Raw genomic sequence first — 25,596 nt, 5'->3', positions numbered from 1 at the left:
AAATTGCCCTCACTCGCCCTTTCATGTAGATGCCTTCCTGCCGCTTCGCGCTGCACCGAGGCCGCCGGGCGCAGCCATCGCGCTACGAGAAGCTCAAAATCCTGTGCCCGGCACGCTCCCGCCATACGCACTCAGTCCGCGCACCCACAGCACGGCGTCAAAGCTGTGAAGGCGTGTGAAGCCCAGTCGCTCATACAGCCGCACGGCATTGTGGTTGGCCTGTGTCACCGTCAGCGTGAGCAGCTCAAAACCCCGCTTGCGCAAATCATGCGCACAGTCCTGCAGCAGGCTGGCCGCCAAACCGCGCCGCCTCCATCTTGGAGCCATGCACACCTGCGTCACATGCCCGATCTTTTCCTGCACGCGAGAGCAGAGCAGCACGCCCGCCATCTCGCCCGTCGATTCTGAAACCAGAACCCGTGAAGCCGCCGCGTCAAACAGCCCGCATCCCGGAAACCGCACAATGTTATGCAAAAAGCGCAGCGAGCCCGGAATCGTCTGGTACTGGTCATTGATGCGGCTGTCCAGATGCCCCGCATAGGCCTCTGAAATCAGGTGCGCCGCCGGAGTGAAGTCCTCCTCCGCCCAGCTGCGCATCCGCAGACCCACCGGCACGGTAATCCCCGCCGGAGCCGTCGCCGCCGTCAGCTTCATCTCCATGAAGTCCCGCTGGTACACCTGAAAATCATGGGCGCGAAACACCTGCGCCAGCCGCCCCGAAGGATGCAGCAGAAGCTGCGACTCAATTCGCTCGGTCCCCGGGGAGTTCTGCAGCATCTGGATCAACTGCTCCAGCAGTTGTCGCTCGATCTCCTGCGCCGGGAGCCGCCCATCGCTGCTGCCCGTAGAGAACACATCACCAATCACGGCCTTCGAGTCTTCATACACGCAGAAGACATAGCCGATCACCCGCGTCCCTTCCACCGCCACAAACCCCGGCAGCACGCGCGAGTCCAGGTATTGCAGAATCAGGTCAATCGAGGTCCGGTAGTTCCAGCGCAGACGTTGGCTCCACGCCTGGTTCTCCACGTCCAGCAGAGGCTTCAGGCTCGACGCCGAAAAGTGGCGCAGATCCAGAATGTCGACCTGTACCGCCTGCGTCATCGCTCGCTGCTCCGGCCTCCCGGTTCGTCCCTGCGGATACACTTCTGCCTCGCGTTTCCAGATCGTGCGGAAAATGCTTCAGAAGAAATGCGCTGCAGAGTTTCAGTGTTTTGCGGAAACCTGATAAATTACCAGATTTTGTGCAGGATACTCGAAAAGCGGCTCATATGTCCTGCCTTTCAGCATGCTCCGAAGATGGTCGATATCCGCCGCCTTGTTCCGCACCACTAAAAGATGCTCGGCATCCGGCACGCCCTGCTCGCCATAATTCCACACCTTCTTGTCGCGGTAAAACGACAACCCATACTCCATGTCGCGCCGCACATCAAATACGGCCACCATCTCATCCGGCGGAGTAATGTGCTCGATGATGTGCGCCAGCGGCCGCGCCGAAAACGTCATATCGATCAGTTGGATATTCCGCTTCGTGTTCGGCATCGGCCCCAGCCCGAAGACTGGTCCCACGCCAAAGATGTAGAACAGCAGAATCACCATCGGAATCATCGTTGCGATCCGCAGCCGCTTCACCCCGTACTGCGCCACGATGATGAGGATAAAGATTACCGCCGCAAAGCCCGTCATGCCTCCGGCAATCAGCGCGCGCCCCGGCGGAAGCTGCTTCGGGTGCAAGAGGTGCAGCGGCAGCACCAGCACAAAGGCCATCAGCAGGCCCGTCAGAACGGCATGGGCAATCAGCAGCCACGGCTTCAGCCCGCGTTCGCGAATGCGGTTCAGGTAATCGCCCGCCAGAATGGTCAGCGGCGGAACAGAAGGCAGCACATATCCCGGCAGCTTCGACTGCGACAGCGAAAAGAACACAATCGGAATCAGCGCCCAGATCACCAGAAACTCAGGAAAGGCATCGCCCGCGCGCATGTGGCCCACGTAGCGATTCTTGCGCCGCCGGGCGCGCCACTCGTTCACTGACGTGCGCACCGCATCGGCAAAGGCCGTCACCGCAATCACCGCCCACGGCGTCAGCGCCAGCAGCATCACCAGCCCGTAGTACCAGAAAGGCTGCTCATGGTGGTACAGGTTTGAGCCAAACCGCTCCAGGTTCTGCTGCAGAAAAAACGATTTCAAAAAGGTCGGATTTCGTCGCTGAACCGCGATGTACCACGGCAGCACAATCGCAAAATACAGGGCAATGCCCGGCCACCAGATCGTTCGCCGCAGCACCGACCATTCCTTGCGCAGCGCTGCAAACACCACCAGAATCAGCAACGCCAGAAACGGAGCCACCGGCCCTTTGGCCAGCGTCGCCGTCGCGTTGAAAAAGTACAGGTCAAACAGCCAGAACTTGCTGCCTGTCTCATACCATGCATACCAGCCCAGCATGCCGATGCAGAAGGGCGCGGCGAGCTGCATGTCGGTCGAGGCGCCGCGCGCAAAACTCAAAATACCCGCGCAGCAAACCGTAATCAGCGCCGCATCCAGTTGCCCCCCGCGCCGGAAGCGCCGCATGTGCAGATAGATCAGCACAATCAGCGTAAAGGCAAAGCTGGCCGAGGGCAGTCGCGCTGACCAGTCATGCACGCCAAATTCGATAAACGAGAACATCGCGCGCCAGTAGTAGAGGGCCGGCTTCTCCAGCCACGGATGCCCCCAGAGGAACGGCGTAATGTAGTCGTGCCGCTGCAGCATCTCCCGGGCTACCTGCGCATAGCGCGGCTCATCGGCGCCCACCAGGCCCAGGCCATCGCCGCCAAACAGCGGCACCAGCCCATAGAAAAGAAAGAAGATGGTCAGTGAAATCAGGGTGGCCACTTCCGCCACCGTCGAAACTACCGGGTAGCGCGAAGTCAGCCGGCTCGGCGCATACTTGAACGCACGAATCCAGGGAGAAAAACTTGAGGAACTGGGTTTATTTTCAGCCACGGTTTCGGTCTCAGGCTAACAGATGCTGGCTGCCGGAGCGAATGCCTCCAGCCACTTCCGCATCAGGCTCGCGTTTGCAGTTCGCTCCGCAGTTTCTCAAGCACCAGCGTAGTCGCCACCGGCAATGGACCCTCCAGCGTGCATCCGGCGGCATGCTGATGGCCGCCTCCGCCAAACTCTTCGGCCAGCCGTGCCACATTCACGCGGCCTTTGCTGCGCAGTGACAGCCGCACCCGCCGGTTGGTCAGTTCGCGCAAAAACACCGCCGCTTCAATGCCCGCGATGCCGATTGCATAATTCACCACGCCTTCGCAGTCTTCTTCCGCGGCCTGCGTGCGCAGCATGTCACTGTGCGTCACCCACAGCCACGCCATGCGTCCGTCGCGCCGCAGGTTTGAGAGCGCCGCGCCCAGCAGCATCATCTTTGATGCAGGATTCGAGAAGTACACCTGCTGCGCAATCGCTGACGGCTTCGCCCCATGCCGCACCAGGTCCGAGGCCAGCGCAAAGGTATGCTCATTCGTGCCGTCATAGCAAAAGGAGCCCGTATCGGTCAGCACCGCTACATACAGGCACGTTGCCATCTCCGGCGTGATCTTCACGCGCGCCGCCAGCGCCAGCCGGTACACCATCTCCGCCACCGCGCACGCTTTCGGATCAATCCAGTTCACTGCCGCAAACGGCCGCCCGCTCAGGTGGTGGTCGATGTTGATCAGCATGCGGTCGCCCATGCCCTTGAGCCGGGAGCGCTCAATGCAGTCGCACTCCAGCAGAATCACCGCATCATAGTCGCCCCGAATGTCAGAGCATCGCTGAATCTGCCGCGCGCACGGCAGCCCGTGATAAATCAGCGGCAGCCCGTCACAGGAGACAAGGTCCACCTGCTTGCCCATCTGGCTCAGAATCATGCCCATGGCAAGCATCGAGCCAATCGCATCGCCATCCGGACGCGCATGCGCGCTCACCAGAAACCGCTCGCCCGCGCGCAGCGCCGCCAGCACGGCGTGCAGCCCCTGCGGCTCGCCTCCCGGAAAACCTGCTCCTGCGATCTGCTGGCGAAAAAATGCTTCTGATGCCATACGCTGACTAGGCGTTCCTCCGCTTTTTTTGCGATCTCCCCAGCAACTCATCAATGCGCGCCTTCATGCGGTCTGAACGGTCCACATGGAACGTCAGCTCCGGCACGCGGCGCTTGCCCGTGCGCTCCAGCAGCTCGTGGCGAATGTAGCCCCGCGCCGCCATCAATCCCTGTACGGTCTGCTCCTCGGCTTCGTTCCCGCCATCGACCGCGACCCACACCTGGGCCGACTTGCCTCCGGGATTCAGAATCACCTGGCTCACATGGGCAAAGCTGATGCGAGGGTCTGACAACTCGCCCTCGAGCATCGCGCCGATCTCCTCGCGCAGCGTCTCGGCTACGCGATCCTGGTGATATTTCCGTGCTCTTTGCTCCGGCATAAAAACTTCCTTCGGTTAAACGAAAAAGAATAACAGAAGATGCACCCGAAACAAGCACAAATTGGTTCTCGGAATCCTGTAGAAAATGGATTTGGCAGCACTGGCAGGCGCTTTGGCCGCTCGCCGGTTCTCCGGCTCCCAAAAAGTGACGAGGAGAGAACCATTTGCAGCCCCAGCAGCCCAGCAGAACCGCCTACGGAGTGGCCTGCCGCCGCGCCGCGCATCAGCTCTTCGATCGTCCTCTCGTCTTTGAAGACCCCTTTGCCCTCACCATCCTGGGCGAGCAGGTGGCCGCCGAGGTGCGCGCCACGCCGCCCGAAGATCTGAACCATCCCTTTCACCAGAGCATGCGCTTCCGCATGGCCGTGCGCAGCCGCTATGCCGAAGACAAGCTGGCGGAAGCGGTGGCGCGCGGCGTCCGGCAATACGTCATTCTCGGGGCCGGCCTCGACACCTCCGCCTATCGCAGCCCGTTTCCCGGCCTCTCCATCTTTGAGGTGGATTTCCCCGCCACGCAGGCATGGAAGCAGCAGCGCGTCGCCGACGCAGGACTGCCCATCCCGCCTGGCCTCACCTACGCTCCCGTCGACTTCGAGCACCAGACGCTCGGCGAAGGACTGGCGGCGGCTGGCTTTCGCACCGACGCGCCCGCTTTCTTCTCATGGCTTGGAGTGGTGCCTTATCTCACGCGCGAGGCGTTCCTCGCCACACTGCGCTTCATCGCCTCGCTGCCTGCGGGCAGCGCCGTTGTCTTTGACTACTCCATACCGCGCCATCTGCTTGGCGAGCAGGAGCGGCAGGCTGTCGAGGCGCTCGCCGCGCGCGTCGCAGCCATTGGAGAGCCATTCCTGTCCTCTTATGTCCCAGAGGAACTCGCCCAGGAACTGCGCGCCATGGGCTTCACCGGCATCGAAGATCTTGATCCCCCAGCCACCAACGCCCGGTACTTCCAAAACCGGGCAGACGGATTCGAGGTCCGCGGCAAAGGCGGCCACCTCCTCTGCGCCCAGGTCTGACCCACCGGCACCGTATCAGGGCACGGCTCCAGTGCGGTGCCGCTGAGCTGGCAGGAGTGTGAAGGCTTCCTGTATCAGGGCACGGCTTCAGCCGTGCCGCTAAGCCTACAGAAAGAAGCGGGCTTTAGCCCCTGAGGGAAATTCCCCTTCAGCCCGGTGTCCCATTCAAGCCGCTGTTGGCTGGAGTGGGGTACTCATCTCCGCGACTCTCATCCCAAAAGAAATGCGGATCAACCGCCCCGAATCTAATCCACCAATTCCCACCAGGCGTCGCTCACCTCCGCCCCCAGGTCCGCCGCAATCCGCTGCGCCGCGTCTTCCACCTCGCGCATCAGCCCCGAGAGATAATCCCGCGAACCCGAAACCGCGGCAATGCCAATCGTGGCCGACTGCCACGTCACAGCTTCATCCATCTCCGCGACGGAAATATTGAACCCATGCCGCAGCTTTTCCTTCAGGCTGCGAACCACCTGGCGGCGGTCCTTCAGCGAGTGGCTATGCTCCATGCGCAACTGCACCGTCATCGAAGCGACCGGCATCGTTACGCCTCCTGCGAATCCTCATCCGGCAGCCGGTCCCGGTCGGTCACTTCGGTCAGCAGGGCGAGCTTTGCCGCCACGTCGTCATTCCAGGCACCTTCGCCCACGCGCCAGCCCCAGTTACCCTTGGCTCGCGCCGGCACGTTCATGCGCGCTTCTGATCCCAGCTCCAGCACATCCTGCACCGGATACAAACAAATATCCGCCACTGAGGTCGCCGCCGCGCGAATCATCGCCCACACCACCCCATGTTCCGACGCATCCAGCCCCGGATGCAGATACACCTCGACCGCCGCTTTCTCTTCGCGGCTCGCACCATGCTCCCACCAGCCGCGCGTCGTGTCGTTGTCGTGCGTCCCCGTGTACACCACGGAATTCTTCTCATAGCGATGCGGCAGGTGCATGTGCGCGCCCCGGCCAGAAAATCCAAACTGCAGCACCCGCATCCCCGGCAGCCCAAAGCGCTCCCGCAGGGCATCCACCTCCGGCGTAATCACGCCGAGGTCCTCGGCCAGAAACGGCAACTCGCCCAGCTCCCGCGCGAGCGTCTCAAACAGCGCGTCGCCCGGAGCTTTCACCCACTCGCCGTTCACCGCCGTCTCTTCCTCGGCCGGAATCGACCAGTACGCCTCAAATCCTCTGAAGTGGTCCAGCCGCATCGCGTCATACAGCACCCGCGCCCGGCGCACCCGCTCCACCCACCACGCAAAGCCCTGCCGTTCCAGCACATCCCAGCGGTAAAGCGGATTGCCCCAGCGCTGTCCCGTCGCCGAGAAGTAGTCCGGCGGCACACCCGCCACCCGCACCGGCGACAGCTTCTCATCCAGATCAAAAATCTCCGGATACGCCCACACATCCGCGCTGTCGAAGTTCACAAAAATCGCAATGTCGCCCAGAAAACGGATGCCGCGCTCCGCGCAATACTCCCGCAGCCGCGTCCATTGCTCATCAAAGGCAAACTGAATCGCCTCCGCGACGGCAATCTCCGCCGCCAGCTCCTTTCGCGCGGCTTCCAGCGCCTCCGGCTCCCGCCGCGCCACGGCCTCGGGCCACTCATTCCAGCAGGCATAGCCAAACTTCCGCCGCAGCACGCTGTAGAGCACCCAGTCCGGCAGCCAGCCTGAGTTTGCCGCGCGAAACCGCTCAAACCGTTCCCACTGCTCGCCTTGCTCCTCATGGCTGGCCCGCCGCGCCAGAAAGTTCCGCGCCGCCTCCTCGAGCAGCGGCAGCTTCCGCGCGCTCACCGCTTCAAAGTCCACATGCCCGTCATGCCCCGGCAACTCGCCCAGCCGTTCCCGGTCCATCCAGCCCCACTCCGCCAGAAACTCCAGCGAAACCAGCAGCGGATTGCCCGCAAACGCCGACAACCCCGCATACGGCGAATTCCCATAGCCCGTCGGCCCCAGCGGCAGCACCTGCCACCACTGCTGTTTGGCCGCCGCCAGAAAATCGGCAAAGGCATAGGCCGCCGGGCCCAGATCGCCAATTCCGCCGTGCGAGGGCAGGGAAGTCACGTGCAGCAAGAGTCCAGATGAGCGGTCCATGGCCATGTCGAGAAATTCCTCCACTGATCTTCGAGTAGATGCGCCGGAAAAGCAAAAGGCCCGTGCAATCACGGGCCTTTTGGTGAGGAATCGAGTTCGCGGCTTACTCGCCGCTATCGCCGCCTGCCGGCAGCGGCGTTGCCTTGGCGTTGATGCGAATCCGCCCTTCCTTCTGATACTTCTCGAGAAGGTTTGACAGAAACACCTCAAACATCTGGTTCCGCTGCTGATCCAGAAGCTGCTCACGCGTCTGCTCGGAGTGCGCCGCAATCTCGGCTGCATCCGGTTCCTGCCGCGCCGTGATCTGGGCCACCACGCCACTGCGGCCCGTGTTGATCGCCTTGCTGATCTGGCCCGGCTGCAGCGTGAAGAGTGACGGAGCCACCTGCTCCAGCTCGCCGACCTCCGGCACCTGGTCCGTGCGGCCCACCAGCCCGCTGGTCATCACCGTCGCGTTCATCAGCTTCGCAGCCTTGCTCAGGTCGTTCAGGTTCTTCGCCCGCTCGGCCAGTTCATTGGTCTTGCGCGCCAGCAGTGCCGGCAGTTGATCGTCGCGATAGTCCGACAGAATCTGCGTCTTGTAGGCGTCAAACGTCGGCGCATGCGCCGCGGTGATGTTGCTCACCTGGAAGACCGCAAACCCGTCGCCGGTGCTCGCAACCTGCGGAGCCGCGCCCTGCTTGGCCTGAAACGCCGCCGTCACCAGCTTCGAGCTGTCGCTCAGGTTCGGCAGATTCGCGCCCTGCTGCACCGAGTCCGAGGTGGTCACTGAGAGGTGATGCGCCGCTGCCGTCTTCTGCAGGCCGTTGGCCGCTGCTTCCTTCGCCAGTTGCTGCGCATAGCTCGCCGCCGCGTCATTTTCCTTCTGCTGCGTCAGCGTCGAGAGAATCTGCGCGCGCACATCGCTCAGCGCCTCGGTATGCGCCGTGTGCTTGTCTTCCACCTGGATGATGTGGAAGCCATACTGCGTGCGCACCAGATCAGAGATCTGGCCCACCGGCATTGTGAAGATCGCATGGTCAAACGCCGGCACCGTCATGCCCTGCTTCACCCAGCCCAGCTCGCCGCCCTGGTCCTTGCTGCCAGGGTCGTCGGAGTACTTCTTCGCCAGCTCGGCAAAGTTCTTGCCGTTAGCCTGCTTCAGTTGATCCAGCACGCTCTGCGCCTTCGTCTTGGCCGCGGCCACCGTTGCCGCCGGAGCGCCCTGCGGAACCTGGATCAGGATGTGGCGCACCTTCACTTCTTCCGGAACCTTGTACTGGTCCTGGTGCGCGTTGTAGTACTGCTGAATCTCCGCGTCGGTCACCTGCGGCGCGCCGCCCGGAATCTGCGAATCCTGGAACGCGATGTACTGAATCGACCGCGTCTCGGGAATCGCCTTCGCATAGCGGCCCGCATTCTGCTTGAAATACGTCTGCAGTTGCGCGTCCGTGGGATTGATCGTCTGCCGCAGCGCGTTCGAATCCAGCACCGCGTACTGGAAGTTGATCTTCAGTCCCTGCTGCAGGTAATACTGCTTCACCTGCTCGGGCGAAACAGTCACCGCGCCACTCACCAGGCTGCGCAGCCGGTCTTCCACAATCGCATTCTTCACCTCTGACTCAAACTTCTCGCGAGTCATGTTGAAGTGCTCTGAAATCAGCTCGGCATACGCCTGGTCGCCAATGTACTTGCCGTTCGGAAACAGCACCTGGCCCCACATGCCCGTATGCAGAAAGTGGCGCACATCCTCATCATTGGCGTGCAGACCCAGCTTGTGGGCTTCCATCATCTCCACATGCTGCTGAATCAGCCCCTGGCCCACCTGCGGAATCACAAACGACATCATCGAGTCCGGCAGGCCCTGCTGCTGCATCATGCGCGCCGCCGTCTGCTGCACCTCGGTCATGGTGATCGTGTCCTGCGCCGGCATAAACCGCCCCAGCGGGCCGCCATAGCCGATCGTCGCGTACACGTTGCCTGATGAGCTCTGCGTGTCAAAAATGCCCGGAACCAGTGTGATCACCATCGTGACGCAGGCCACCGAGATGATGATGAAGAAGACGGCTTTGACGAACCGATTGTCTTTCTGAAGAAAACGAATCATGAGTGGCTAAAAACCCTTAGTAGTCAGACCCCTCGCCTGAGGCACATCCGAAGCGGCTCAGGGGCAGGGAACTTCCTGATTTGGCAGGAGCGCTTCCAGTATACAGGCGCGCGCGCACTCCATGCGGCCTCGTCCCGGCATCCCTCCGCCAGCGTCTAAATCAGCGTGAATTGCGTAATCTCGGGCGGGCAGTTCAACCGCGCCGGAATCAGCACCGCGCCCAGTCCGCGATTCACATAAAGCTGCGTCTCGCCGATGCGAAACAGCCCTTCCACATACTTCTTCCCATAAGGCGGCAGGGCCATCGCGGGCAAAAACGGAAACCGGATCTGCCCCCCATGCGTGTGCCCGGAAAACATCATGTCCACGCCGTGCCGCGCCATTTCGGGCAGCACATCCGGCTCATGGGCCATCAGCAGAACCGTCTCCTGGTCGCGAATCGACGCCTTCGGCAACGCCGTGTCCGGATGGCATTCTCTTACGCACGCACTGCCTGTTCCCGCCAGCCACATCCTCCGGCCCTGCCGCTCAATTGGCACGGAGCGGTTCAGCAACACGTGAATCCCGTGGCTCTCCAGCGCGCCTGAAACAATCGCATTGCCCACAATCGCATCGTGGTTCCCCAGCGAGGCATATCGCAACGGGCACTCCAGGTGCGAAAGCACCTCCGCGCAAGGATTGGCGCGCTCTTGCCCATATTTCAGCGAAAACGGCCCGTAGCTCACAAAGTCACCCGTCATCAGCACCATGTCGGGCTTCAGTTCGTTGACCTTGTCCACCACGTGGCGCACAAACCACGCTTCATCAAACTCTTCAAAGTGAATGTCAGAGATCTGCACAATCCGCATGCCGCGAAAGGCATCCGGCAGCCGCTTCAAAAAGATCTCGTGCTTCTCCACGGTCAGCTCGTGGCGGCTGATCTCGGTCGGATAAAGCACCGCCGCCCCAAGCGTTCCGGCGCCGATACCCAGAAATTGCCGGCGGCTCCACTTATGTGAAAAACCCTGCGGCGAGATGGAATCTCCCATCTCTCCATCCTAAAACAGCGATTGCCAAGGGCCCGCTGCACAAAAACAAAAGGCCAGAGTTCGCTCTGGCCTGATCGGGGTGACAAACCCGCGGTTGTGAAGGGGCAGGCCTTCAGCCCTGCCGTAAGAGCAGCAAAATCAATCGGCCTTCAGGCCCTGAGGGATGCTTTTCTGCTTTGCCAGCAATCCGAGGCCAGAGTGAACTCTGGCTCTTGTGATTCTAGCTTCTGGTCTGCGTGGACTTACCAACCCCAACCCCAGCCCAGATACACGCCCGACGGGCCGTAATACGGCGGCGGATAGGCGTAGGGATACGGGTAGGCATAAGCATTGGGGTAAGGGTACAGATACGGCTGCGCATAAGGCCGCCGGTACACCGGCCGTTGCTGCAACCTCGGCGTGCTCGCCGCCAGCCGCTGCGCCTCCTGCCATGACACCGGCTGCACCGTCACCGGCCGCGCCAGGTGAAAGGCCAGCACCGTCTCCGAGGGCAAAATCACATGCGGCCCGTTCGTTGCCGCCGAGGCACCCATGCCGCCCACGGCTCCGGCTCCCGCGCCAATCGCCGCGCCCGTGCCGCCGCCAATCAAGCCGCCCAGCACCGCGCCAAAGGCGCTGCCCGCGATCGTGTTTCCCGCGGTGTATCCGGCCTTGTTCGGTCCCCGGTTCCACCACATGTCGGTGTCCAGCGGGTAAAACTGCCCGCCCATATTCAGCCCGGTCAGCTTCAGCGCCAGCAGTGTGTTGCCGCCCAGCGGCCCGGCCTTCTTCAGCCGCACCACCTTGCCCTCCATCTGCGCGCCGCGCGGAATCGCCAGCACATTCCCCACATACACATCATTCGCCGCGGTCGCATCAAAGATCTGCCCCTGCAAAAGCTGCGCCGAGTCCAGCGGTTCTACCGTACGAATCTGCAATACCGTATTCGCCGGCACCGTCACCGGCCCGCTCACCGGCTGCTCCGGAGGAATGTACTCGCCCCGGCCCGGCCGCTGCGGCTGGTCATTCTGCGCACCATATCCATAGCCCTGCGCCCCATACGAATCGCCATTCGCCGCCTGCGTCGGGGCCGCCGTCTGGCTGTCCATGCTGTCCGGGGGAGGCGGAGGCGGCACCTGCCCATTGCTCACCGCCGTAGCATCCACTGCGCCGCCTGGCCCAGCCTGCCCCGTCTCAGCCTGCCCGGCCTGACCCTGCCCATCCATATCCGGCGCCGGTGGAGCCCATCCTGTCTGCGCGCCCGCATTGGCTGGCCCGGTGATCACCAGGTTGTTCTCGATCGTCCGCACGCCCGGCGTATTCGCCGTCGCCGTTTCGGCCTCCTGCCACTGCTTCTCGTTCAGCACGGAACCATTCAGCGTGATCTGCCCGCCGCTCACCGTCGCCGTGATGCGCGCACCGCTCAGCGCAGCGTCCTGCTGCAGCCGGCTCGTCACCTGCGCTTGCAAGTCTCCGCTGCTCTGCGCCAGGGCGCTCTGCCCGGCCGCAAACGCCAGCGCAACCGCGAGCGCCGCCGTCGCGCTCCGCCGCAACCAGTCATGATTCTGGAGTGTCTTCGCCATCCGCATCGATCCAACCTCTGCGCCCGGCAATATCAGGGCACACTTCCCGCCCAGGCGCTGCTTTCATCAACACTTCTATAGACGAAAAGTTGTTCCCGCGGGATGCAGCATCCCCCGCCGATCTCTTGCGTGGCTGGCGGCGAAGGGCCATTCTCCCGATGACATTCCGGCTCTCCCCATGCGAAGGTAAAGCAAGCTCGTGATCCTGTTCGCCGTCATCGTCGCCAGCCTTCTGCTCGTGGACATCGCCGTCCTCCCGCGCCTTCGCCAGGGCTCTCCCGTCCGCATCGCCATTCTCTGGACCATCCTGCTCGCGCTGCTCGCCGCCTCCTACGCCGTTTATCTCGGCCTGCACTCCGGCCGTGATGCCGGCTTCGAGTTCGCCTCCGGCTACCTCATCGAGTTCTCGCTCAGCGTCGACAATCTCTTCGTCTTCCTGCTGCTCTTCCGCTCCCTCCAACTCACCACGCAGCAGCAGCATCGCGTGCTGCTCTGGGGCATTCTCGGAGCCATCCTGCTCCGCGCCCTCTTCATCGTCGTCGGCTTGCGCCTGCTCGAGCGCTTCGCCTGGGTCCAATACCTGTTCGGAGCCATCCTCCTCATCGCCGCCCTGCGCCTCCTGCGCCCGCACCGCAAAAAGCAGCAGCCCTCCGGCATCGCCCGCTGGCTCAGCCGCCGCGGCCTGCGCTTCACAGGCGATCATCGCCTCGCGCTCTCCTCGCTGCTCATCGTCATTCTCGCCGTCGAACTCACTGACCTCGTCTTCGCGCTCGACTCCATCCCCGCCGTCCTCGCCGTCACCCGCTCGCCCATGATCGCCTGGACCTCCAACGTCTTCGCCATCCTCGGCCTCCGTTCGCTCTACTTCGCACTTTCCGGCCTGCTCGATCGCTTCCGCCTGCTCCATTACGGCCTCGGACTCATCCTTGCTTTCGTCGCCTTCAAAATGATCGCCGCCCATTGGATCGCCATCCCCACGCTCGCCTCTCTCGGCATCATCCTCGGCATTCTCGCGCTCTTTTCCGCGCTCAGCTTGCGTCAGCCATCGCGGCCCTGAGCCTTCCGTCCGGTCAAACAGGAACCTTCCGCGCACCAGACTCTCCCGCATCTCAACGAGTGCATTCATTCCCATCTTTGAGAAAGGGCACCGCATGCACATCCTGCTGAGCTGGCGATCCCGCAAATTCGCTCGCAGCCTCTGGCGCGAATTCAATGACGATCGCATCCTCGATGGCGCCGCCGTGCTGGCCTTCTTCTCTGTCCTGGCCGTCTTCCCGGCCATGATCCTCATCCTTGCTCTGCTGCCTTTTCTCTCCATACCGCACCTGCAGCAGGCTATCCTCCAGCTTCTGCATCAGGTGCTCCCCGCCCAGGCCGCGCGCCTCTTTGACGGCACCATCGATTACCTCAGCGAACACAAACGGAACGCGCTGCTCGTCTTCAGCGTCATCTTCACCCTCTGGTCAGCCTCCTCCGGCGTCTTCTCGCTCATGGAGCAGCTCAACCTCATCTGCGATGTCACCGACCGCCGCCCGTTCTGGAAGTCCCGCGGCACCGCCATCCTGCTCATGCTCTTCTTCTATCTCGTCACCATCCTCTCGCTCTCGCTCGTCATCGGTCTCGGCGCGCTGCAGGACTGGCTGGCCACCATGCTCGGCCGCAACTGGCTGCTGCTCGGCTTCTTTGCCACGCTCCGCTGGATCGTTCTCGCCGCCGCCACCCTGCTGGCCTTCGCCGTCGCTTACCGCTTCGGCCCCGATGCCCGGATTCGCTTCCGATTCCTCTCGCCCGGCAACATCTTTGCCGCCGTCATGGTCGCGCTCATCTCCATCGGCTTCCGCTTCTACGTCGGCCACTTCAGCAGCTACAGCGCCATGTACGGCAGCCTCGCCGCCATCATCATCCTCATGGTCTGGATGTATCTGGCTGGCATCGCCGTGCTCACCGGCTGGGAAATCGACTCGCTGCTCACACGCGGCGACCAGCCCTGAAGCTTCTGCTCCTCTATCCCGCTCGCCCTGTCTGCAGTTCCGGCTTTCCGATACACTGAAAAGAAAAAGTCAGGTCCCCAATCGTGCTGAACGATCTTGAATTCGCCTACGCGCCCGTCCGCGATCAGGTCCGCGACCTGCGGGAGTATCTTTGACCCCGCCCGCCTTCGCTCTGAACTCGCTGCCATAGAAACAAAGCTCGCCGACCCCGCTCTCTGGTCCAACCCCCAGCTCTCGCAGCCCCTCATGCGCGACCGCAAGCGCATTGAGGAGCAGCTCGCCTACGACACCGAACTCGCGCGCCGCTCCGGCGACATTGACGCCTATTTCGAACTGGCCCGCGAGAGCGAAGCTGCCGGCGAGGCTGACGCGAATCTCGAAGCCGATCTCTCGCGCGAAATCTCCGCCCTCGGCGAATACGTCGAGAAGCTCGAATCGCGCACCATGCTCTCCGGCGAAACCGACGCGCTCAACGCCATCGTCACCGTTCACCCCGGCGCCGGCGGTACCGAGTCGCAGGACTGGGCCGAGATGCTCATGCGCATGTACCTGCGCTGGGCCGAGCAGCAGGGCTTCAAAACCGAAATGAACGATTATCAGGATGGCGAAGAGGCTGGCATCAAGTCCGCGACCTTCACCATCATCGGCGACTACGCCTTCGGCCAGCTCTCCGGCGAAACCGGCGTCCACCGCCTCGTGCGCATCTCGCCCTTTGATCAGGCCAAGCGCCGCCACACCTCGTTCGCGTCGGTCTTCGTCTCGCCAGAGATCGACGACTCCATCCAGATCGACATCAAGCCCGACGAGCTCCGTACCGACACCTACCGCTCCGGCGGCAAGGGCGGCCAGCACGTCAACACCACTGACTCGGCCGTGCGCATCACCCACATCCCCACCGGCATCGTCGTGCAGTGCCAGAACGAGCGCTCCCAGCACAAGAACCGCGAAAAGGCGATGAAGATGCTGCGCTCGCGCCTCTACGAATACGAACTGGCGAAGAAGCAGGCCGAGACCAAGAAGCTCGAAGACTCCAAGCTCGACATCAACTTCGGGTCTCAAATCCGTAGCTACGTCCTGCAGCCCTACCGCATCGCCAAGGACCACCGCACCAAGGTCGAAGTCGGCGACGTAGACCGCGTCCTCGACGGCTACCTCGACCCCTTCATTCGCGGCTACCTGACCATGCGCCGCAACGGCGGCATCCCCGCCTCGGTCACCCCCGACGACGATCTGGAGTAGCGTCCGGATAACATCCCGCGCCACCCTTTTTATGAAACTCAGTAATAGATACTGCACAAACAGACTTCAAAGCTCTCTGCCCAAGCCAGAGAGCTTTTTATTTTCCGCAATCAGAGCTATCGTTCCTTATCCGGATGACAAATGCAGAATGATCGGTTAACGCGTCTGCAAGCTAGAAGGATCGGTCAGCACGCCCATAACCACCTTGTAGTGCTTGGCCGTTGTTCGAGTTTGTTTCAGTTGCTCTTCTCAATATGTTCTATCCCATATAGTCAGCATTCTCAGAGGCTGTCATGAAAAGACGGGATTTCATACGAACGGGAGTTTCTCTAGCATCTGGCATGGCTGCTGCACCATTTCTTCGAGCAGCTCAAACCTGCGGTCCCATTACGATGACGCCGGTAGCAACTCCGTTCGGATGGCAGATGCACCAGGTGCGGCAGTGCGTCGCCGGGATTCCATCCTTCGCCTTCAGGCAGGCATATCAGCAGATGGATGAATGGTGCTGGGCGGCGAGCATCAGTATGGTTTTCGCCTATTACGGTCATCCCATAGAGCAGACGAGAATTGTTTCAGAAACATGGGGCAGTATTCAGAACATGCCCGCACAAAATGACGATATCCTTCGCGATCTCAATAAGGGCTGGACCGATGATGCTGGAACGCGCTTCCATTCTTCCGGCGACATGGTAACCGTCAATGTCGCAACCGCGGTGCAGGATTTACAACAAAATCACCCCTTGATTGTGGGGGCTCTCGGCCACGCGACGGTGCTGACGGCTCTTACTTCAAACATTGATCTGGCAACTGGCCAGTGGCAAGTCGTTGCAGCCACAGTGCGCGATCCTTGGCCTGCGAATGGCGGTAGAAGAGTGCTTTCACCGCAGGAGTGGTACAACATTCAGTTCGCAGCCCGCATTCGATGTTCTTAGGACGAGTTCCGGTCATGGGTGCCCCACATCTCGCAGAGATGTGGGTTTTATCTCGCACCCGCAATCCGCTCCCGCTGGTTCCAGACTGGCAAATCATACCCTTGCGTGTTTATCATCATCGGTCATGAAGCTGGTTCTCTACTCCGCGAGCTGGTGCCGGGACTGCCGGGAAGCCAAACGCTTCCTGGAGCAGCACCGCATCCCTTTCACCGAGATCGATATTGAAGAGGCCCCCGGCGCCGCCGAGGAAGTGTTGCGCCACGTGGGCAAGCGGGCGATTCCCCAGTTCGTCATCGATGGCGAATGGGTGCAGCCCTACCGCCCGGGACGCGGCTTTCTCTACGAGGAAATGAGCCTGCGCCTCGGTCTGGTGCAGGAAGAGGCCTAGAACTGGTCTCATATATAGATTCCAGGCTCCGGCCGGCAGCATGAGCCCCGCTTCGGCGGCGGGTCTCACACTTTCCGCAATCAGGCGTCAACCATTTATGAGACCAGTTCAAGCCCCGCGCAGAAAATGTGAATGCGGATTCACGTCTGCGGAGTTTTTTCTCCGGGGTAGCCGGCATTTCTGCAAGTCATTGATTTATAAGGGTCAAGAAATGCGAATTCCGATTCACATTTCTCCGGAATCTCGCGCTTGTTGCGCGATTCGATCTCATTCCCCGATTCCAGAATAGCGGGGGACCTGCAAAATGCTGGAAACAAAGCCTTTAGCGGTCAAGCTTGCCGGGAATTATCCCCCATCCCGGTATCATGGAGTCAGGAGTAGGACGGCGAACGCAGGCAGAATCAGCTTGCGCAGCATCTCCATAAGTCATCTGCAATGAACAGCTTGCAGCGATCCGAGCGAGCCCGGCCTCCCGTGAAGCTGTAAATGTGATTTTATGTTCACATTTATCTTGGGAGATAAGCTGTTTATTATCAATGGGATGCTGAAGAGTATCAGAAACGCGTCGTGCGTCGGAAAGAAAAAGCCTGCGAAAGTGAATCTGCATTCACGTTCCCGCAGGCTATTCTTTATAAAGAGCTTATCTGCATCCACGGTCGCACTGCCGCGGAATATGTGAATCCCGATTCACATGTTTTTAGAGCAGGGCTTCAATCGAGGCGGCCAGGTCGAAGTCACGCTCGGTCAGCCCGCCCGCATCGTGGGTCACCAGCGCCAGCCGCACACGGTTATAGCGGATGTCGATGTCCGGGTGGTGCCCGGCCAGCTCCGCCTTCTCGGCCACTTTGTTGACGAAGGCCATGGCGGCAACGAAGTCGGAGAACTCGACGACGCGCTCAATCTCGGGCGCTTGCAGCTTCCACGCAGGCAGGGAGGACAGGCGTTCTTCAATCGCTTTGGGGGTCAGTTGAGCCACGGGGGATTCCTCTCAGAAGATGCCTCTATGTTATGTCGGAAGGACGAGATCTGATCCCTCGCCCATAAAAAAGAGGGGAGAAAACCGCGTCTGCCGGCTGATCTCAGCCTGCAGGTCGCGCCATATCTGGTCTGGAATCCTCAGGAAGACCTCCACCACAGCCGGGTCAAATTGCGACCCGGCACAGCGGCGAATCTCTCCCCGGGCGGAGTCAAAGCTGTTGGCCCGGCGGTAGGGGCGATCTGAAGTGATGGCATCGAGCGTATCGGCGACGGCAAAGATGCGCGCCCCCAGGGGAATCTGGTCGCCCCGCAGCCCGCGCGGATAGCCGGAGCCGTCATAGTGCTCCTGGTGGCTGTAGACGATCTCGGCGGCCTCGCGCAGAAAGGGAATCTTGCGCAGAATCTGGTAGCCCCGCGCGCAGTGCTCGCGCATGATGGCCTGCTCCTCGGGATTGAGGCGGCCCGGCTTGAGCAGAATGGCATCGGGAATGGCCATCTTGCCGATGTCGTGCAAAAAGGCTCCGCGCGCCACGGTGCGCATCTGCTGGGCCGAGACACCCATGTGGCGGGCGAGCGCGATGGTGTAGGCCGTCACGCGCTTGGAGTGGCCCTCGGTCTCGGCGTCCTTCAGATCGAGGGCGTCGCCCAGCGCCTCCAGCGTGATGTCATAAGACCGTTCGAGATCATTCATGGCCTGGCGCAGCATCTCGGTGCGGGCTGAGACCAGCTCTTCGAGATTCTGCCGGTACATGGAGTTCTGCTGCACCAGCCGGCGATAATCGAGCGCCCGCCCGACCGTGGCCAGCAACTGCTCCTTGGCAAAGGGCTTCAGCAGGTAGTCGTAGGCTCCCTTGCGCATGGCCGAGATGGCGATGCTAACATCGTGCATCGCGGTTACCATGATCATGGGGGTGTCGGGATGGACTTCGCGCAGCTTTTCGAGCAGCCCGATGCCGTCCATGCCGTTCATCATGATGTCAGAAAGAACGACATCGTAGGGGGCATCCTGCTCCAGATGCTCCAATGCTTCTTGCCCGTTGGCGGCGAGCACGGGCAGATAATTCGACTTTTCCAGCATCGTCGCGATCACAGCCCGGATGTAGGGCTCGTCGTCGACCACAAGGATTCGTCCCGATGCCATGCGGCATTCACTCCATTCTGGTATGCCCAGATTATGTGCTGCGATGTGTGTATCTTACCCGGAGTATCGTCAGGAATCGCGGAATGCTGAGTGAATCCCGGACTGCTCCTACCATAGCCGAGGCTCGCTGAAAAATTACGCTCGAATCTGATCGATACCGTACAACAGTAACAACGTAAATTAAACTTTCGTAAGAGGAAACCTTGCTCGACCTGGAAAAGCAGATCTTCAATCAACTGGGCCCCAAAACGATCGCTTCTCAGTCTGCCGGGCAGACCCTTGAGCAGGTGCGGCGGGATGTCTACGACAGCCACCGGCACCGTGCCTTTGCCCTCGCTTTTTATATGACAGGCAACGAGGTGGAGGCCGAACAGATCCTCATTCGCACCTTTACGCGGGTTTTTTCTTCTCCGGACGCGCCAGACGGCCCGGCCGTGGATGCCTCTCTTTTCGAGGAGCTGCGCGAAGCGGGCGTTTTGCCGGCCTGCGCTCCGCAGCAAAGCGCTCCGCCCACGGTCACGCGTGACGGGCAGAGTGTGAGCAGTGAAGGCATTCGCCGCACCGACCTTGAAGAGGCGCTGCGGCAGCTGCCGCCGAATCTTCGGATGGTGTTTTTGCTGCGCGACGTGGAAGGCTATGCGCCGGAAGCGATTGCGCGCCTGATGGGCTGCCCGGAGGAGGAAGTGCGCCGGACGGTGGTGCATGCCCGGTTACAGTTGCGGCTGGCAGTGGCCAAAATCCAGAAGAAGCGCCAGGAAGCAGCCTGATCCAGATAGCAGCCTGACGGCGATAGCTCCGGACGACGTTTTGCACAACATCGCCCACAGGAGAGAGAGCCGCGCGGCGTCCCGATTCCATGCCCTGATTCCGGACGCCGCAACTTATTTACGTTGTGCTCTTGCGAGAGGCCATCTGCGCGCGGCGGCGCTTGGCCCAGTCCGGCTTGAGCGTCTGCTTGGGCCTTCCCAGGGCGAGCGCATCTTCCGGCACATCTTCAGTGATGCAGGAGGCGGCGGCCACATACGCGCCGTTGCCGATCACCAGCGGCGCAATCAGCGTGGAGTCGCTGCCGACGAAGACGCCGTCGCCAATGAGCGTCCGGTGCTTGAGCTGTCCGTCGTAGTTGCAGGTGATGGTGCCCGCGCCAATGTTGACGCCAGCGCCGATCTCGGCATCGCCGAGGTAGGTGAGGTGGTTGGCCTTGGAGCCTTTGCCGATGCGTACCTGCTTGGTCTCAACAAAGTTGCCGATGTGCGCGCCCTCGCCGATGAGGCAGCCCGGGCGCACGTGCGCAAAGGGGCCGAGCACAGCGTGTGAGTTGATCTGCGAGTCGGCGATGACACAGCTCTGGCGAATGGTGACGTGGTCGCAGACGGTGGCATTCTCGATGACCGAATAAGAGCGGATGCGGCAGTCGGAGCCGATCTTTGTCTTGCCGAGCAACTGCACGTAAGGCTCGATGATGGTGTCAGGGCCAATCTCCACGGTGGAGTCGAGCACGACGGTGTCGGGCCGCTGAATGATGACGCCGTGCAGCATGAAGCGGCGCGCGGTTTCCATGCGCATGGCGCGGTCCAGCTCCATCATCTCGGGAATGGTATTGGCGCCCAGCACTTCGACGGGATCGGGAGCTTCGAGCGCCACGACATGCTTGCCCGAGTGCGTGAAGATGCTGGCCATGTCGGTGAGGTAAAGCTCCTTGTGCGGATTCTCGTTGCGCAGCAGCACGATGGACTCAAAGAGCGGCTCGCGGCGAAAGGCGTAGATGCCGGTGTTGATTTCATGGATGGAGTGCTGGCGCACGGTGAGCGACTTCTGCTCGATGATGGCCGTCACCTCGGCGCTGTGCGCGGACTTGCGCACGATTCGTCCGTAGCCGGCGGGGTTTTGCAGATGCGCGCTCAGGATGGTCATGGCGGCGCGCTTCTCAAGGTGAAAGTCGCGCAGCGCGATGATGGTTTCCGGCTTGAGCAGCGGCACATCGCCTGACAGCACAATCACATGCTCATAGCCGCGGGTGGCGCGCTCGGCGCACTGCACGGCATGGCCGGTGCCGAGCTGCTCATCCTGGTGCACAAACTTGATGCCGCAGGGCTTGAGCGCAGCTTCGACGGCCTCGGCCTGATGGCCGATGACCGCGTAGATGTCATGCGGCGGCACGACCTGTTTTGCGGCGTCCACCACGTGCTGCAGCAGCGCTTTGCCTCCAATTTCGTGCAGGACCTTGGCCCGCTTCGATTTCAGACGGGTTCCTTTGCCTGCGGCCAGGATGACGATTGCGATCTGCATAGCTGGGTGGTGCCTCCGTGCTCGATAGGTTTTTTAACTCTTTTTCCTTCTGTGGGATGCGGAAGGAAAATCACAGCGTCAGCTTCCATTATGACCCCACGAAAAGGGCGGAACGCAGCCGCGTCCCTATCAAGAGACGTATGCAGAGCCATTTCGGTACGCAACCAGCCTGCGCCAGCAGCAGAGCGGCGGCTCAGGCGGCGCGCAGATAGCGGCGGCGGCAGTAGACGAGCGCGATGAGGATCACCAGGGCAATGGCTCCGCTGAGGGCCGAGCCAGCCATCAGGAAGCGGGCATTGGTCTCCGGCGAAAAGGCGGTGGCTCCGCCGGGCATGGAGGAGTAGCGCGAGGAGATGATCTGCATGGCGTGGATCATGCGCGCCGGATAGCCGGGCAGAAGCAGCAGAAAGACCGAGAGCAGCGAATAGAGCTGCAGGAAGACGGCGACTATCCAGCCCGCGCGCCAGCGCAGCAGCAGCCCGAGGCCTGCGTAGAAGAGCAGGCAGGCCCACAGCAGATCAAAGAGCAGAGCGCCGAGTCCGCTGACTATCCATCCCAGCACAAACCCAGGAAACTGCCGCCAGGCGAGAAAGACCATCGAGAAGCCGCCGAGAAAGAAGAGCACGCCGGTGATCCACACGACGATCTGCGCGATGCTGACCGGGGCATGTTCGTGCTGGCCCTGAAGCAGCACATGGCCATAGGCATCTTCGCCGTGCCGGGCGGCGGCGGCCTGCGCAAACGCCTGGCGGACGCTGGCGAGGTTGAAGTACACGATCCAGAAGACGGCAATCAGCATCATGACGCCGTAAACCAGAGCCGCGATGAGGAAGACCTGGTGCTCCGTGGCCGGAGCGAGGTTGGGCACGGGCGGCGCGGTGTTGAGCAGCAGCAGGCAAACCATCATGGCCAGGCCGGTAAAGCAGGCTCCCAGGGCGGCCAGCACAAGCGTCACGTAGCGCGCCCAGGTGCGCATTCTGAAGAGCGCAATGCCTGTCCAGGCGGAGAGCACGGAGATGGCGAAGATAAATCCGTCAAAGATGAGCAGCACCAGCTCGCCGTGCGGCACCATGGCGGCGTTGGCCGAGTGAGTGATCAGCATGGTGGCAATCTGCACGGCGATGAGCAGCAGCCCGCAGAGGCCAGAGAGCAACAACAGAATCCCCGCAACAATCACACCAACAGGACGGCGCATGCATCCTCCTCTTCGCCGGTCCAGAGTAACCCGGCTGCAGGAATAGATGCATGAGAGTTTGTGATAAATCTCGCGCCCAGTGGCCACGATGCACGCAACCGGTGTAAGTTGCACCCGAGGACTCCTGCCATGACCATGCCCGCTTCCGCTGCTTCTTCCTCTGCCCCAGCCTGTGCTCCAGAGCTGCTGCTGCGCCGCGCGGCGGTGCTGGGCGCGGGCACGATGGGCTCGCGCATTGCGGCGCATCTGGCCAATGCGGGCGTGCCGGTGCTGCTGCTCGATCGCGCAACGCCGGAGGGGCTTCGCAGCCATCTGGCCGAAGCCGCGCTCACCGCGTTGAAGAAGGCGAAGCCCGCGGCGTTCTTTACCCCGGAGCAGGCCACTCTGATTGAGACGGGCAACTTTGAGGATGATCTCGCAAAGCTGAAAGATTGCGACTGGGTGATCGAGGCTGTGACCGAAGACCTGGGCATCAAGCAGACGCTGCTCGCGAGCATTGCGCCGCATCTGCACGGCGATGCGCTGGTGACCACCAACACCAGCGGACTGCCCGTGCATTCGATTGCCGCGGCGATGCCGGAGGAGTTTCGCCGCCGGTGGTTTGGAACGCACTTCTTCAATCCGCCGCGTTATATGCGGCTGGTGGAGGTGATTGCCACGCCGGAGGCGGATGCGGCCCGCGTGGCGGCACTGGCCGAGTGGGTGGACCGCAGGCTGGGTAAGCAGGTGGTGATGGCGCGCGATACGCCGAACTTTATCGCGAACCGCATCGGCGTCTTTGCCATGCTGCATGCCGTGCGGCTCATGCAGGCGCAACAGCTCACCATTGAAGAGGTCGATGCGCTGACCGGTGCGGCGATTGGCTGGCCGCGCACGGGAACCTTCCGGCTGGCGGACCTGGTGGGCATCGATGTGCTGGCGCATGTGGCGCGCAACTTTGCGGCGTCGCGCGCAGAGGAAGATGTGAAGCTGCCGGACTTTGTGAACACGATGCTCGGGCGTGGATGGCTCGGTGACAAGGCGGGGCAGGGCTTTTACAAGAGAGACAAGGCCGCTACAGATCCTAAAAATAACCGTCTTGTGCTCGATTACCACACGCTCGAATATCAGCCGGCGCGGCGGCCGAAGTTTCCTTCAGTGGAGATGGCGAAGAGCGCGCCCACGGCGGCCGAGCTGCTGCGGGCGGTGCTGGAGGGTGACCCGGCGAAGGACCGCGCGGCGGGCTTTCTGTGGCCGCTGCTGACGGGCATCTGGAACTATGCGGCGAATTGTTTGCCGGAGATTGCCGACTCGCCGGCCTCCATCGATCAAGCGATGCGTGCGGGGTTCAACTGGGAGCTGGGGCCGTTTGAGATGTGGGATGCGGTGGGCGTGGCGCGCGTCTGCGAGCGCATGCAGGCGGCCGGACAAGCGGTGAGCGCGCAGGCCGAGGCGCTGCTTTCCTCTGGCGAAACCGCGTGGTACCGCGACGGTGGCGAGGAGGTCTTTGATCCCGTCGCGAAGCGGGAGACGGCGGTGGCGCGGCCGGCCGGATATGCCTCGGCCGCCTCACTGAGGCGCGCGCACGGTGTGGTGCGGCAGAACGCGGGCTGCTCGCTGATCGACATGGGCGAGGGCATCGGGCTGCTGGCGCTGCACTCGCCAAAGAATGCGATTGGCGGCGACATTGTTTCGCTCGTGACGCAGACGCTCGCGCCCGAGGGGGAGTGGGTGCGGCAGTTTCGCGGATTTGTGATTGCGGGCGACCGCAGCGACTTTGCCGTGGGCGCGAACCTGCTGCAACTGCTGCTGGCCATGCAGGAGGGCGATTGGGACGAAGTGGATCTGGCGATTCGCGCCTTTCAGGGCATGACGTCGGCCATCAAGCTTTGCCCGCGTCCAGTGGTGGCCGCGCCCTATGGCATGTGCCTGGGCGGCGGTGCGGAAATTTGCCTGCATGCCGCGGCAAGGCAGCCGCATGCGGAGCTGTATCTGGGGCTGGTGGAGATGGGCGTGGGGCTGATTCCGGGTGGCGGCGGCAGCAAGGAGATGGCGCTGCGAGCCTTTGACGCGGCGCGGCTGGCGGCCAGCGTGTCTCCTGCGGAAGCCCCGGGACGCTTTGCCCTCACGGGCGAATATCAGGACGCCGTTCGGACGCGCTTTGAGACGGTTGGGCTGACCAGGGTTTCCACCTCGGCCGAGGAGGCGCGCGCGCTCGGGTTTTTGTCGGCCGCCGACCGGGTGACGATGAATCGCGAGCGGCTGCTGCTGGAGGCACGCGCCGTCGCGGTAGAGCTGGCCGAGGCTGGATATTCGGCCCCGGTGGAGCGGGTGATTCCGGCCCCCGGCGACGCGGCGCTGGCGAATCTGAAGCTGGGCATTCACCTGATGCGGCGCGCCGAGTACATCAGCGATCATGATGCGCTGGTGGCCACAAAGCTGGCGCGCATCCTGTGCGGCGGCGAGGTGACGCCGGGCGTGGCGGTGAGCGAGCGCTATCTGCTGGAGATGGAGCGCGAGGCCTTTTTGTCGCTCTGCGGCGAGCGCAAAACGCAGGAGCGCATTGCGTATACTTTGCAGACAGGAAAGCCCTTGAGGAATTAGAGGACCGCTGCATGCCATCGCTCGAACTGTATGTGACCGAGGACCGCCCCCAGACCAGCCAACTGCGCGCTCTGCTCGAAAAGCAGGACGCGGTGATTCTGCGCCGGAACTATTACGAGCCGGAGCGGCACACGGCGGCGCTGGCCGGACGCGTGCGCGTCAATGCCGTGCTCACGGTCGATGTGACGCATCCGCCGCAACCGGCGCAGGCCGAGGGCGAGGTGGAAGACTTCAGCGGCAAGTTTGCCAAGGGTGTGGAGATATGGATGCTGGCCGACAGCGGGCCGGTCCGCGTGTATCTGGATGAAGAGGAGCTGGCCGGAGCGCTGACGCTGTTTGAGGCCTACACCCGGGTGGAGAAATTTCAGCCGGCGTTTGTGCGGCTGGACCAGCGCTCGATCGGGCTGGGCTACCGCTTTCGCGAGGGGCTGGAGATCGGCATTCAGGGCGTGCTGGCGCACGATGAGATGCCCGAGGAGGGCTTGAGCGCGCTCTCGGCCATTGTGGAGCTGGAGGATGACCGCGAAGCCCGCTACGTGTTGCGGCTGGAGCACCGCGCCATCGCCGACTTTGAGGACCTGTTGCGCTCGGCCGGGCGCTGGCTGGCGGTGAATTCCTACCAGAACGTTTTGGGGACGTAGCGCG

General features: G+C 62.1%; 22 protein-coding genes. 9 read left to right on the top strand and 13 right to left on the bottom strand.

Features of this window, described 5'->3' with window-relative positions; genetic code table 11:
• Positions 1–93: 93 nt before the first annotated feature.
• The 4 genes from ACP_RS05100 to rbfA form a co-directional block, all read right to left on the bottom strand.
• On the bottom strand, positions 94–1,104 hold the full coding sequence (locus tag ACP_RS05100) for a GNAT family N-acetyltransferase (RefSeq protein ID WP_015896227.1): 1,011 nt from the start codon (positions 1,102–1,104) through the stop codon (positions 94–96).
• Positions 1,105–1,206: 102 nt separating this feature from the next.
• Positions 1,207–2,982: an ArnT family glycosyltransferase gene (locus tag ACP_RS05095; protein WP_015896226.1), complete on the bottom strand. Its 1,776-nt coding sequence runs from the start codon at positions 2,980–2,982 to the stop codon at positions 1,207–1,209.
• Between the two features lie 62 nt (positions 2,983–3,044).
• The gene (locus ACP_RS05090; protein ID WP_015896225.1) at positions 3,045–4,061 is read right to left on the bottom strand and encodes a DHH family phosphoesterase; all 1,017 of its coding nucleotides are present in this window, start codon (positions 4,059–4,061) and stop codon (positions 3,045–3,047) included.
• A 7-nt stretch (positions 4,062–4,068) separates the two neighbouring features.
• Positions 4,069–4,440, bottom strand: coding sequence for a 30S ribosome-binding factor RbfA (rbfA, locus tag ACP_RS05085; protein WP_015896224.1), 372 nt, complete (start codon positions 4,438–4,440; stop codon positions 4,069–4,071).
• A gap of 164 nt (positions 4,441–4,604) precedes the next feature.
• Here rbfA and ACP_RS05080 point away from each other — a divergent pair, with 164 nt between their 5' ends.
• A complete protein-coding gene (locus ACP_RS05080) occupies positions 4,605–5,456 on the top strand; it encodes a class I SAM-dependent methyltransferase (RefSeq protein WP_015896223.1) in 852 nt (283 codons plus the stop codon).
• A 245-nt stretch (positions 5,457–5,701) separates the two neighbouring features.
• Here ACP_RS05080 and ACP_RS05075 read toward each other — a convergent pair whose 3' ends face one another.
• From ACP_RS05075 to ACP_RS05055, 5 genes are all read right to left on the bottom strand, one after another.
• A complete protein-coding gene (locus ACP_RS05075) occupies positions 5,702–5,995 on the bottom strand; it encodes a DUF503 domain-containing protein (RefSeq protein WP_015896221.1) in 294 nt (97 codons plus the stop codon).
• A gap of 2 nt (positions 5,996–5,997) precedes the next feature.
• Complete coding sequence (gene malQ, locus ACP_RS05070; protein WP_238525657.1) at positions 5,998–7,563, bottom strand: 4-alpha-glucanotransferase; 1,566 nt, start codon at positions 7,561–7,563, stop codon at positions 5,998–6,000.
• 79 nt (positions 7,564–7,642) lie between these two features.
• Entirely contained in the window at positions 7,643–9,625 is a 1,983-nt protein-coding gene (locus ACP_RS05065) for a peptidylprolyl isomerase (RefSeq protein ID WP_015896219.1), read from the bottom strand.
• A gap of 155 nt (positions 9,626–9,780) precedes the next feature.
• Entirely contained in the window at positions 9,781–10,653 is an 873-nt protein-coding gene (locus ACP_RS05060) for a metallophosphoesterase (RefSeq protein WP_015896218.1), read from the bottom strand.
• Between the two features lie 242 nt (positions 10,654–10,895).
• Positions 10,896–12,215 carry a BON domain-containing protein gene (locus tag ACP_RS05055; protein ID WP_169305919.1) on the bottom strand — a complete coding sequence of 440 codons (1,320 nt, stop codon included), beginning with the start codon at positions 12,213–12,215 and terminating at the stop codon, positions 10,896–10,898.
• Positions 12,216–12,414: 199 nt separating this feature from the next.
• Here ACP_RS05055 and ACP_RS05050 point away from each other — a divergent pair, with 199 nt between their 5' ends.
• From ACP_RS05050 to ACP_RS05030, 5 genes are all read left to right on the top strand, one after another.
• Entirely contained in the window at positions 12,415–13,272 is an 858-nt protein-coding gene (locus ACP_RS05050; RefSeq protein WP_015896216.1) for a TerC/Alx family metal homeostasis membrane protein, read from the top strand.
• A gap of 94 nt (positions 13,273–13,366) precedes the next feature.
• A complete protein-coding gene (locus ACP_RS05045; protein WP_015896215.1) occupies positions 13,367–14,206 on the top strand; it encodes a YihY/virulence factor BrkB family protein in 840 nt (279 codons plus the stop codon).
• An 83-nt stretch (positions 14,207–14,289) separates the two neighbouring features.
• Positions 14,290–15,445 (top strand): peptide chain release factor 2 gene (gene prfB / locus ACP_RS05040; protein ID WP_148215040.1). Its coding sequence is split into 2 segments (ribosomal slippage): positions 14,290–14,358 and positions 14,360–15,445, totalling 1,155 coding nucleotides; the frame shifts between segments, so codons are not numbered across the junction.
• Positions 15,446–15,786: 341 nt separating this feature from the next.
• Positions 15,787–16,377, top strand: coding sequence for a papain-like cysteine protease family protein (locus ACP_RS05035; protein ID WP_169305918.1), 591 nt, complete (start codon positions 15,787–15,789; stop codon positions 16,375–16,377).
• Positions 16,378–16,501: 124 nt separating this feature from the next.
• Entirely contained in the window at positions 16,502–16,765 is a 264-nt protein-coding gene (locus tag ACP_RS05030; RefSeq protein WP_015896213.1) for a glutaredoxin family protein, read from the top strand.
• A gap of 697 nt (positions 16,766–17,462) precedes the next feature.
• On the opposite strand, the gene ACP_RS05025 is transcribed toward ACP_RS05030, so the two are convergent.
• Positions 17,463–17,741, bottom strand: a complete 279-nt coding sequence (locus ACP_RS05025) for a 4a-hydroxytetrahydrobiopterin dehydratase (RefSeq protein WP_015896211.1) — start codon at positions 17,739–17,741, stop codon at positions 17,463–17,465.
• 30 nt (positions 17,742–17,771) lie between these two features.
• Entirely contained in the window at positions 17,772–18,884 is a 1,113-nt protein-coding gene (locus ACP_RS05020) for an HD domain-containing phosphohydrolase (protein ID WP_015896210.1), read from the bottom strand.
• A 203-nt stretch (positions 18,885–19,087) separates the two neighbouring features.
• On the opposite strand from ACP_RS05020, the gene ACP_RS05015 reads away from it, so the two are divergent.
• Positions 19,088–19,651, top strand: a complete 564-nt coding sequence (locus ACP_RS05015) for an RNA polymerase sigma factor (protein ID WP_015896209.1) — start codon at positions 19,088–19,090, stop codon at positions 19,649–19,651.
• Between the two features lie 118 nt (positions 19,652–19,769).
• Here the strand turns inward: ACP_RS05015 and glmU are convergent, their stop codons facing one another.
• Positions 19,770–21,173 (bottom strand): bifunctional UDP-N-acetylglucosamine diphosphorylase/glucosamine-1-phosphate N-acetyltransferase GlmU, encoded by a 1,404-nt coding sequence (gene glmU, locus ACP_RS05010; RefSeq protein ID WP_015896208.1) that lies wholly within the window; start codon positions 21,171–21,173, stop codon positions 19,770–19,772.
• A 193-nt stretch (positions 21,174–21,366) separates the two neighbouring features.
• Positions 21,367–22,368: a hypothetical protein gene (locus tag ACP_RS05005; protein WP_015896207.1), complete on the bottom strand. Its 1,002-nt coding sequence runs from the start codon at positions 22,366–22,368 to the stop codon at positions 21,367–21,369.
• Between the two features lie 129 nt (positions 22,369–22,497).
• On the opposite strand from ACP_RS05005, the gene ACP_RS05000 reads away from it, so the two are divergent.
• Complete coding sequence (locus ACP_RS05000; protein WP_015896206.1) at positions 22,498–24,951, top strand: 3-hydroxyacyl-CoA dehydrogenase/enoyl-CoA hydratase family protein; 2,454 nt, start codon at positions 22,498–22,500, stop codon at positions 24,949–24,951.
• An 11-nt stretch (positions 24,952–24,962) separates the two neighbouring features.
• Positions 24,963–25,592, top strand: a complete 630-nt coding sequence (locus tag ACP_RS04995) for a hypothetical protein (protein WP_015896205.1) — start codon at positions 24,963–24,965, stop codon at positions 25,590–25,592.
• The last annotated feature ends 4 nt before the right edge of the window (positions 25,593–25,596 follow it).

Source organism: Acidobacterium capsulatum ATCC 51196 (assembly GCF_000022565.1).
GTDB lineage: Bacteria > Acidobacteriota > Terriglobia > Terriglobales > Acidobacteriaceae > Acidobacterium > Acidobacterium capsulatum.
The sequence above is the reverse complement of the archived record's forward strand: the minus strand, read 5'-3'. Positions and strand labels throughout refer to the sequence as shown.

What these genes read in the sequence shown, in the direction of transcription:
- ACP_RS05020 (WP_015896210.1), bottom strand. Translation starts at nt 18,884, where the DNA reads ATGGCATCGGGACGAATCCTTGTGGTCGACGACGAGCCCTACATCCGG.
- ACP_RS05000 (WP_015896206.1), top strand. Translation starts at nt 22,498, where the DNA reads ATGACCATGCCCGCTTCCGCTGCTTCTTCCTCTGCCCCAGCCTGTGCT.
- ACP_RS05060 (WP_015896218.1), bottom strand. Translation starts at nt 10,653, where the DNA reads ATGGGAGATTCCATCTCGCCGCAGGGTTTTTCACATAAGTGGAGCCGC.
- ACP_RS05005 (WP_015896207.1), bottom strand. Translation starts at nt 22,368, where the DNA reads ATGCGCCGTCCTGTTGGTGTGATTGTTGCGGGGATTCTGTTGTTGCTC.
- ACP_RS05035 (WP_169305918.1), top strand. Translation starts at nt 15,787, where the DNA reads ATGGCTGCTGCACCATTTCTTCGAGCAGCTCAAACCTGCGGTCCCATT.
- ACP_RS04995 (WP_015896205.1), top strand. Translation starts at nt 24,963, where the DNA reads ATGCCATCGCTCGAACTGTATGTGACCGAGGACCGCCCCCAGACCAGC.
- ACP_RS05100 (WP_015896227.1), bottom strand. Translation starts at nt 1,104, where the DNA reads ATGACGCAGGCGGTACAGGTCGACATTCTGGATCTGCGCCACTTTTCG.
- ACP_RS05055 (WP_169305919.1), bottom strand. Translation starts at nt 12,215, where the DNA reads ATGGCGAAGACACTCCAGAATCATGACTGGTTGCGGCGGAGCGCGACG.
- ACP_RS05030 (WP_015896213.1), top strand. Translation starts at nt 16,502, where the DNA reads ATGAAGCTGGTTCTCTACTCCGCGAGCTGGTGCCGGGACTGCCGGGAA.
- ACP_RS05075 (WP_015896221.1), bottom strand. Translation starts at nt 5,995, where the DNA reads ATGCCGGTCGCTTCGATGACGGTGCAGTTGCGCATGGAGCATAGCCAC.
- glmU (WP_015896208.1), bottom strand. Translation starts at nt 21,173, where the DNA reads ATGCAGATCGCAATCGTCATCCTGGCCGCAGGCAAAGGAACCCGTCTG.
- ACP_RS05045 (WP_015896215.1), top strand. Translation starts at nt 13,367, where the DNA reads ATGCACATCCTGCTGAGCTGGCGATCCCGCAAATTCGCTCGCAGCCTC.
- ACP_RS05065 (WP_015896219.1), bottom strand. Translation starts at nt 9,625, where the DNA reads ATGATTCGTTTTCTTCAGAAAGACAATCGGTTCGTCAAAGCCGTCTTC.
- ACP_RS05090 (WP_015896225.1), bottom strand. Translation starts at nt 4,061, where the DNA reads ATGGCATCAGAAGCATTTTTTCGCCAGCAGATCGCAGGAGCAGGTTTT.
- rbfA (WP_015896224.1), bottom strand. Translation starts at nt 4,440, where the DNA reads ATGCCGGAGCAAAGAGCACGGAAATATCACCAGGATCGCGTAGCCGAG.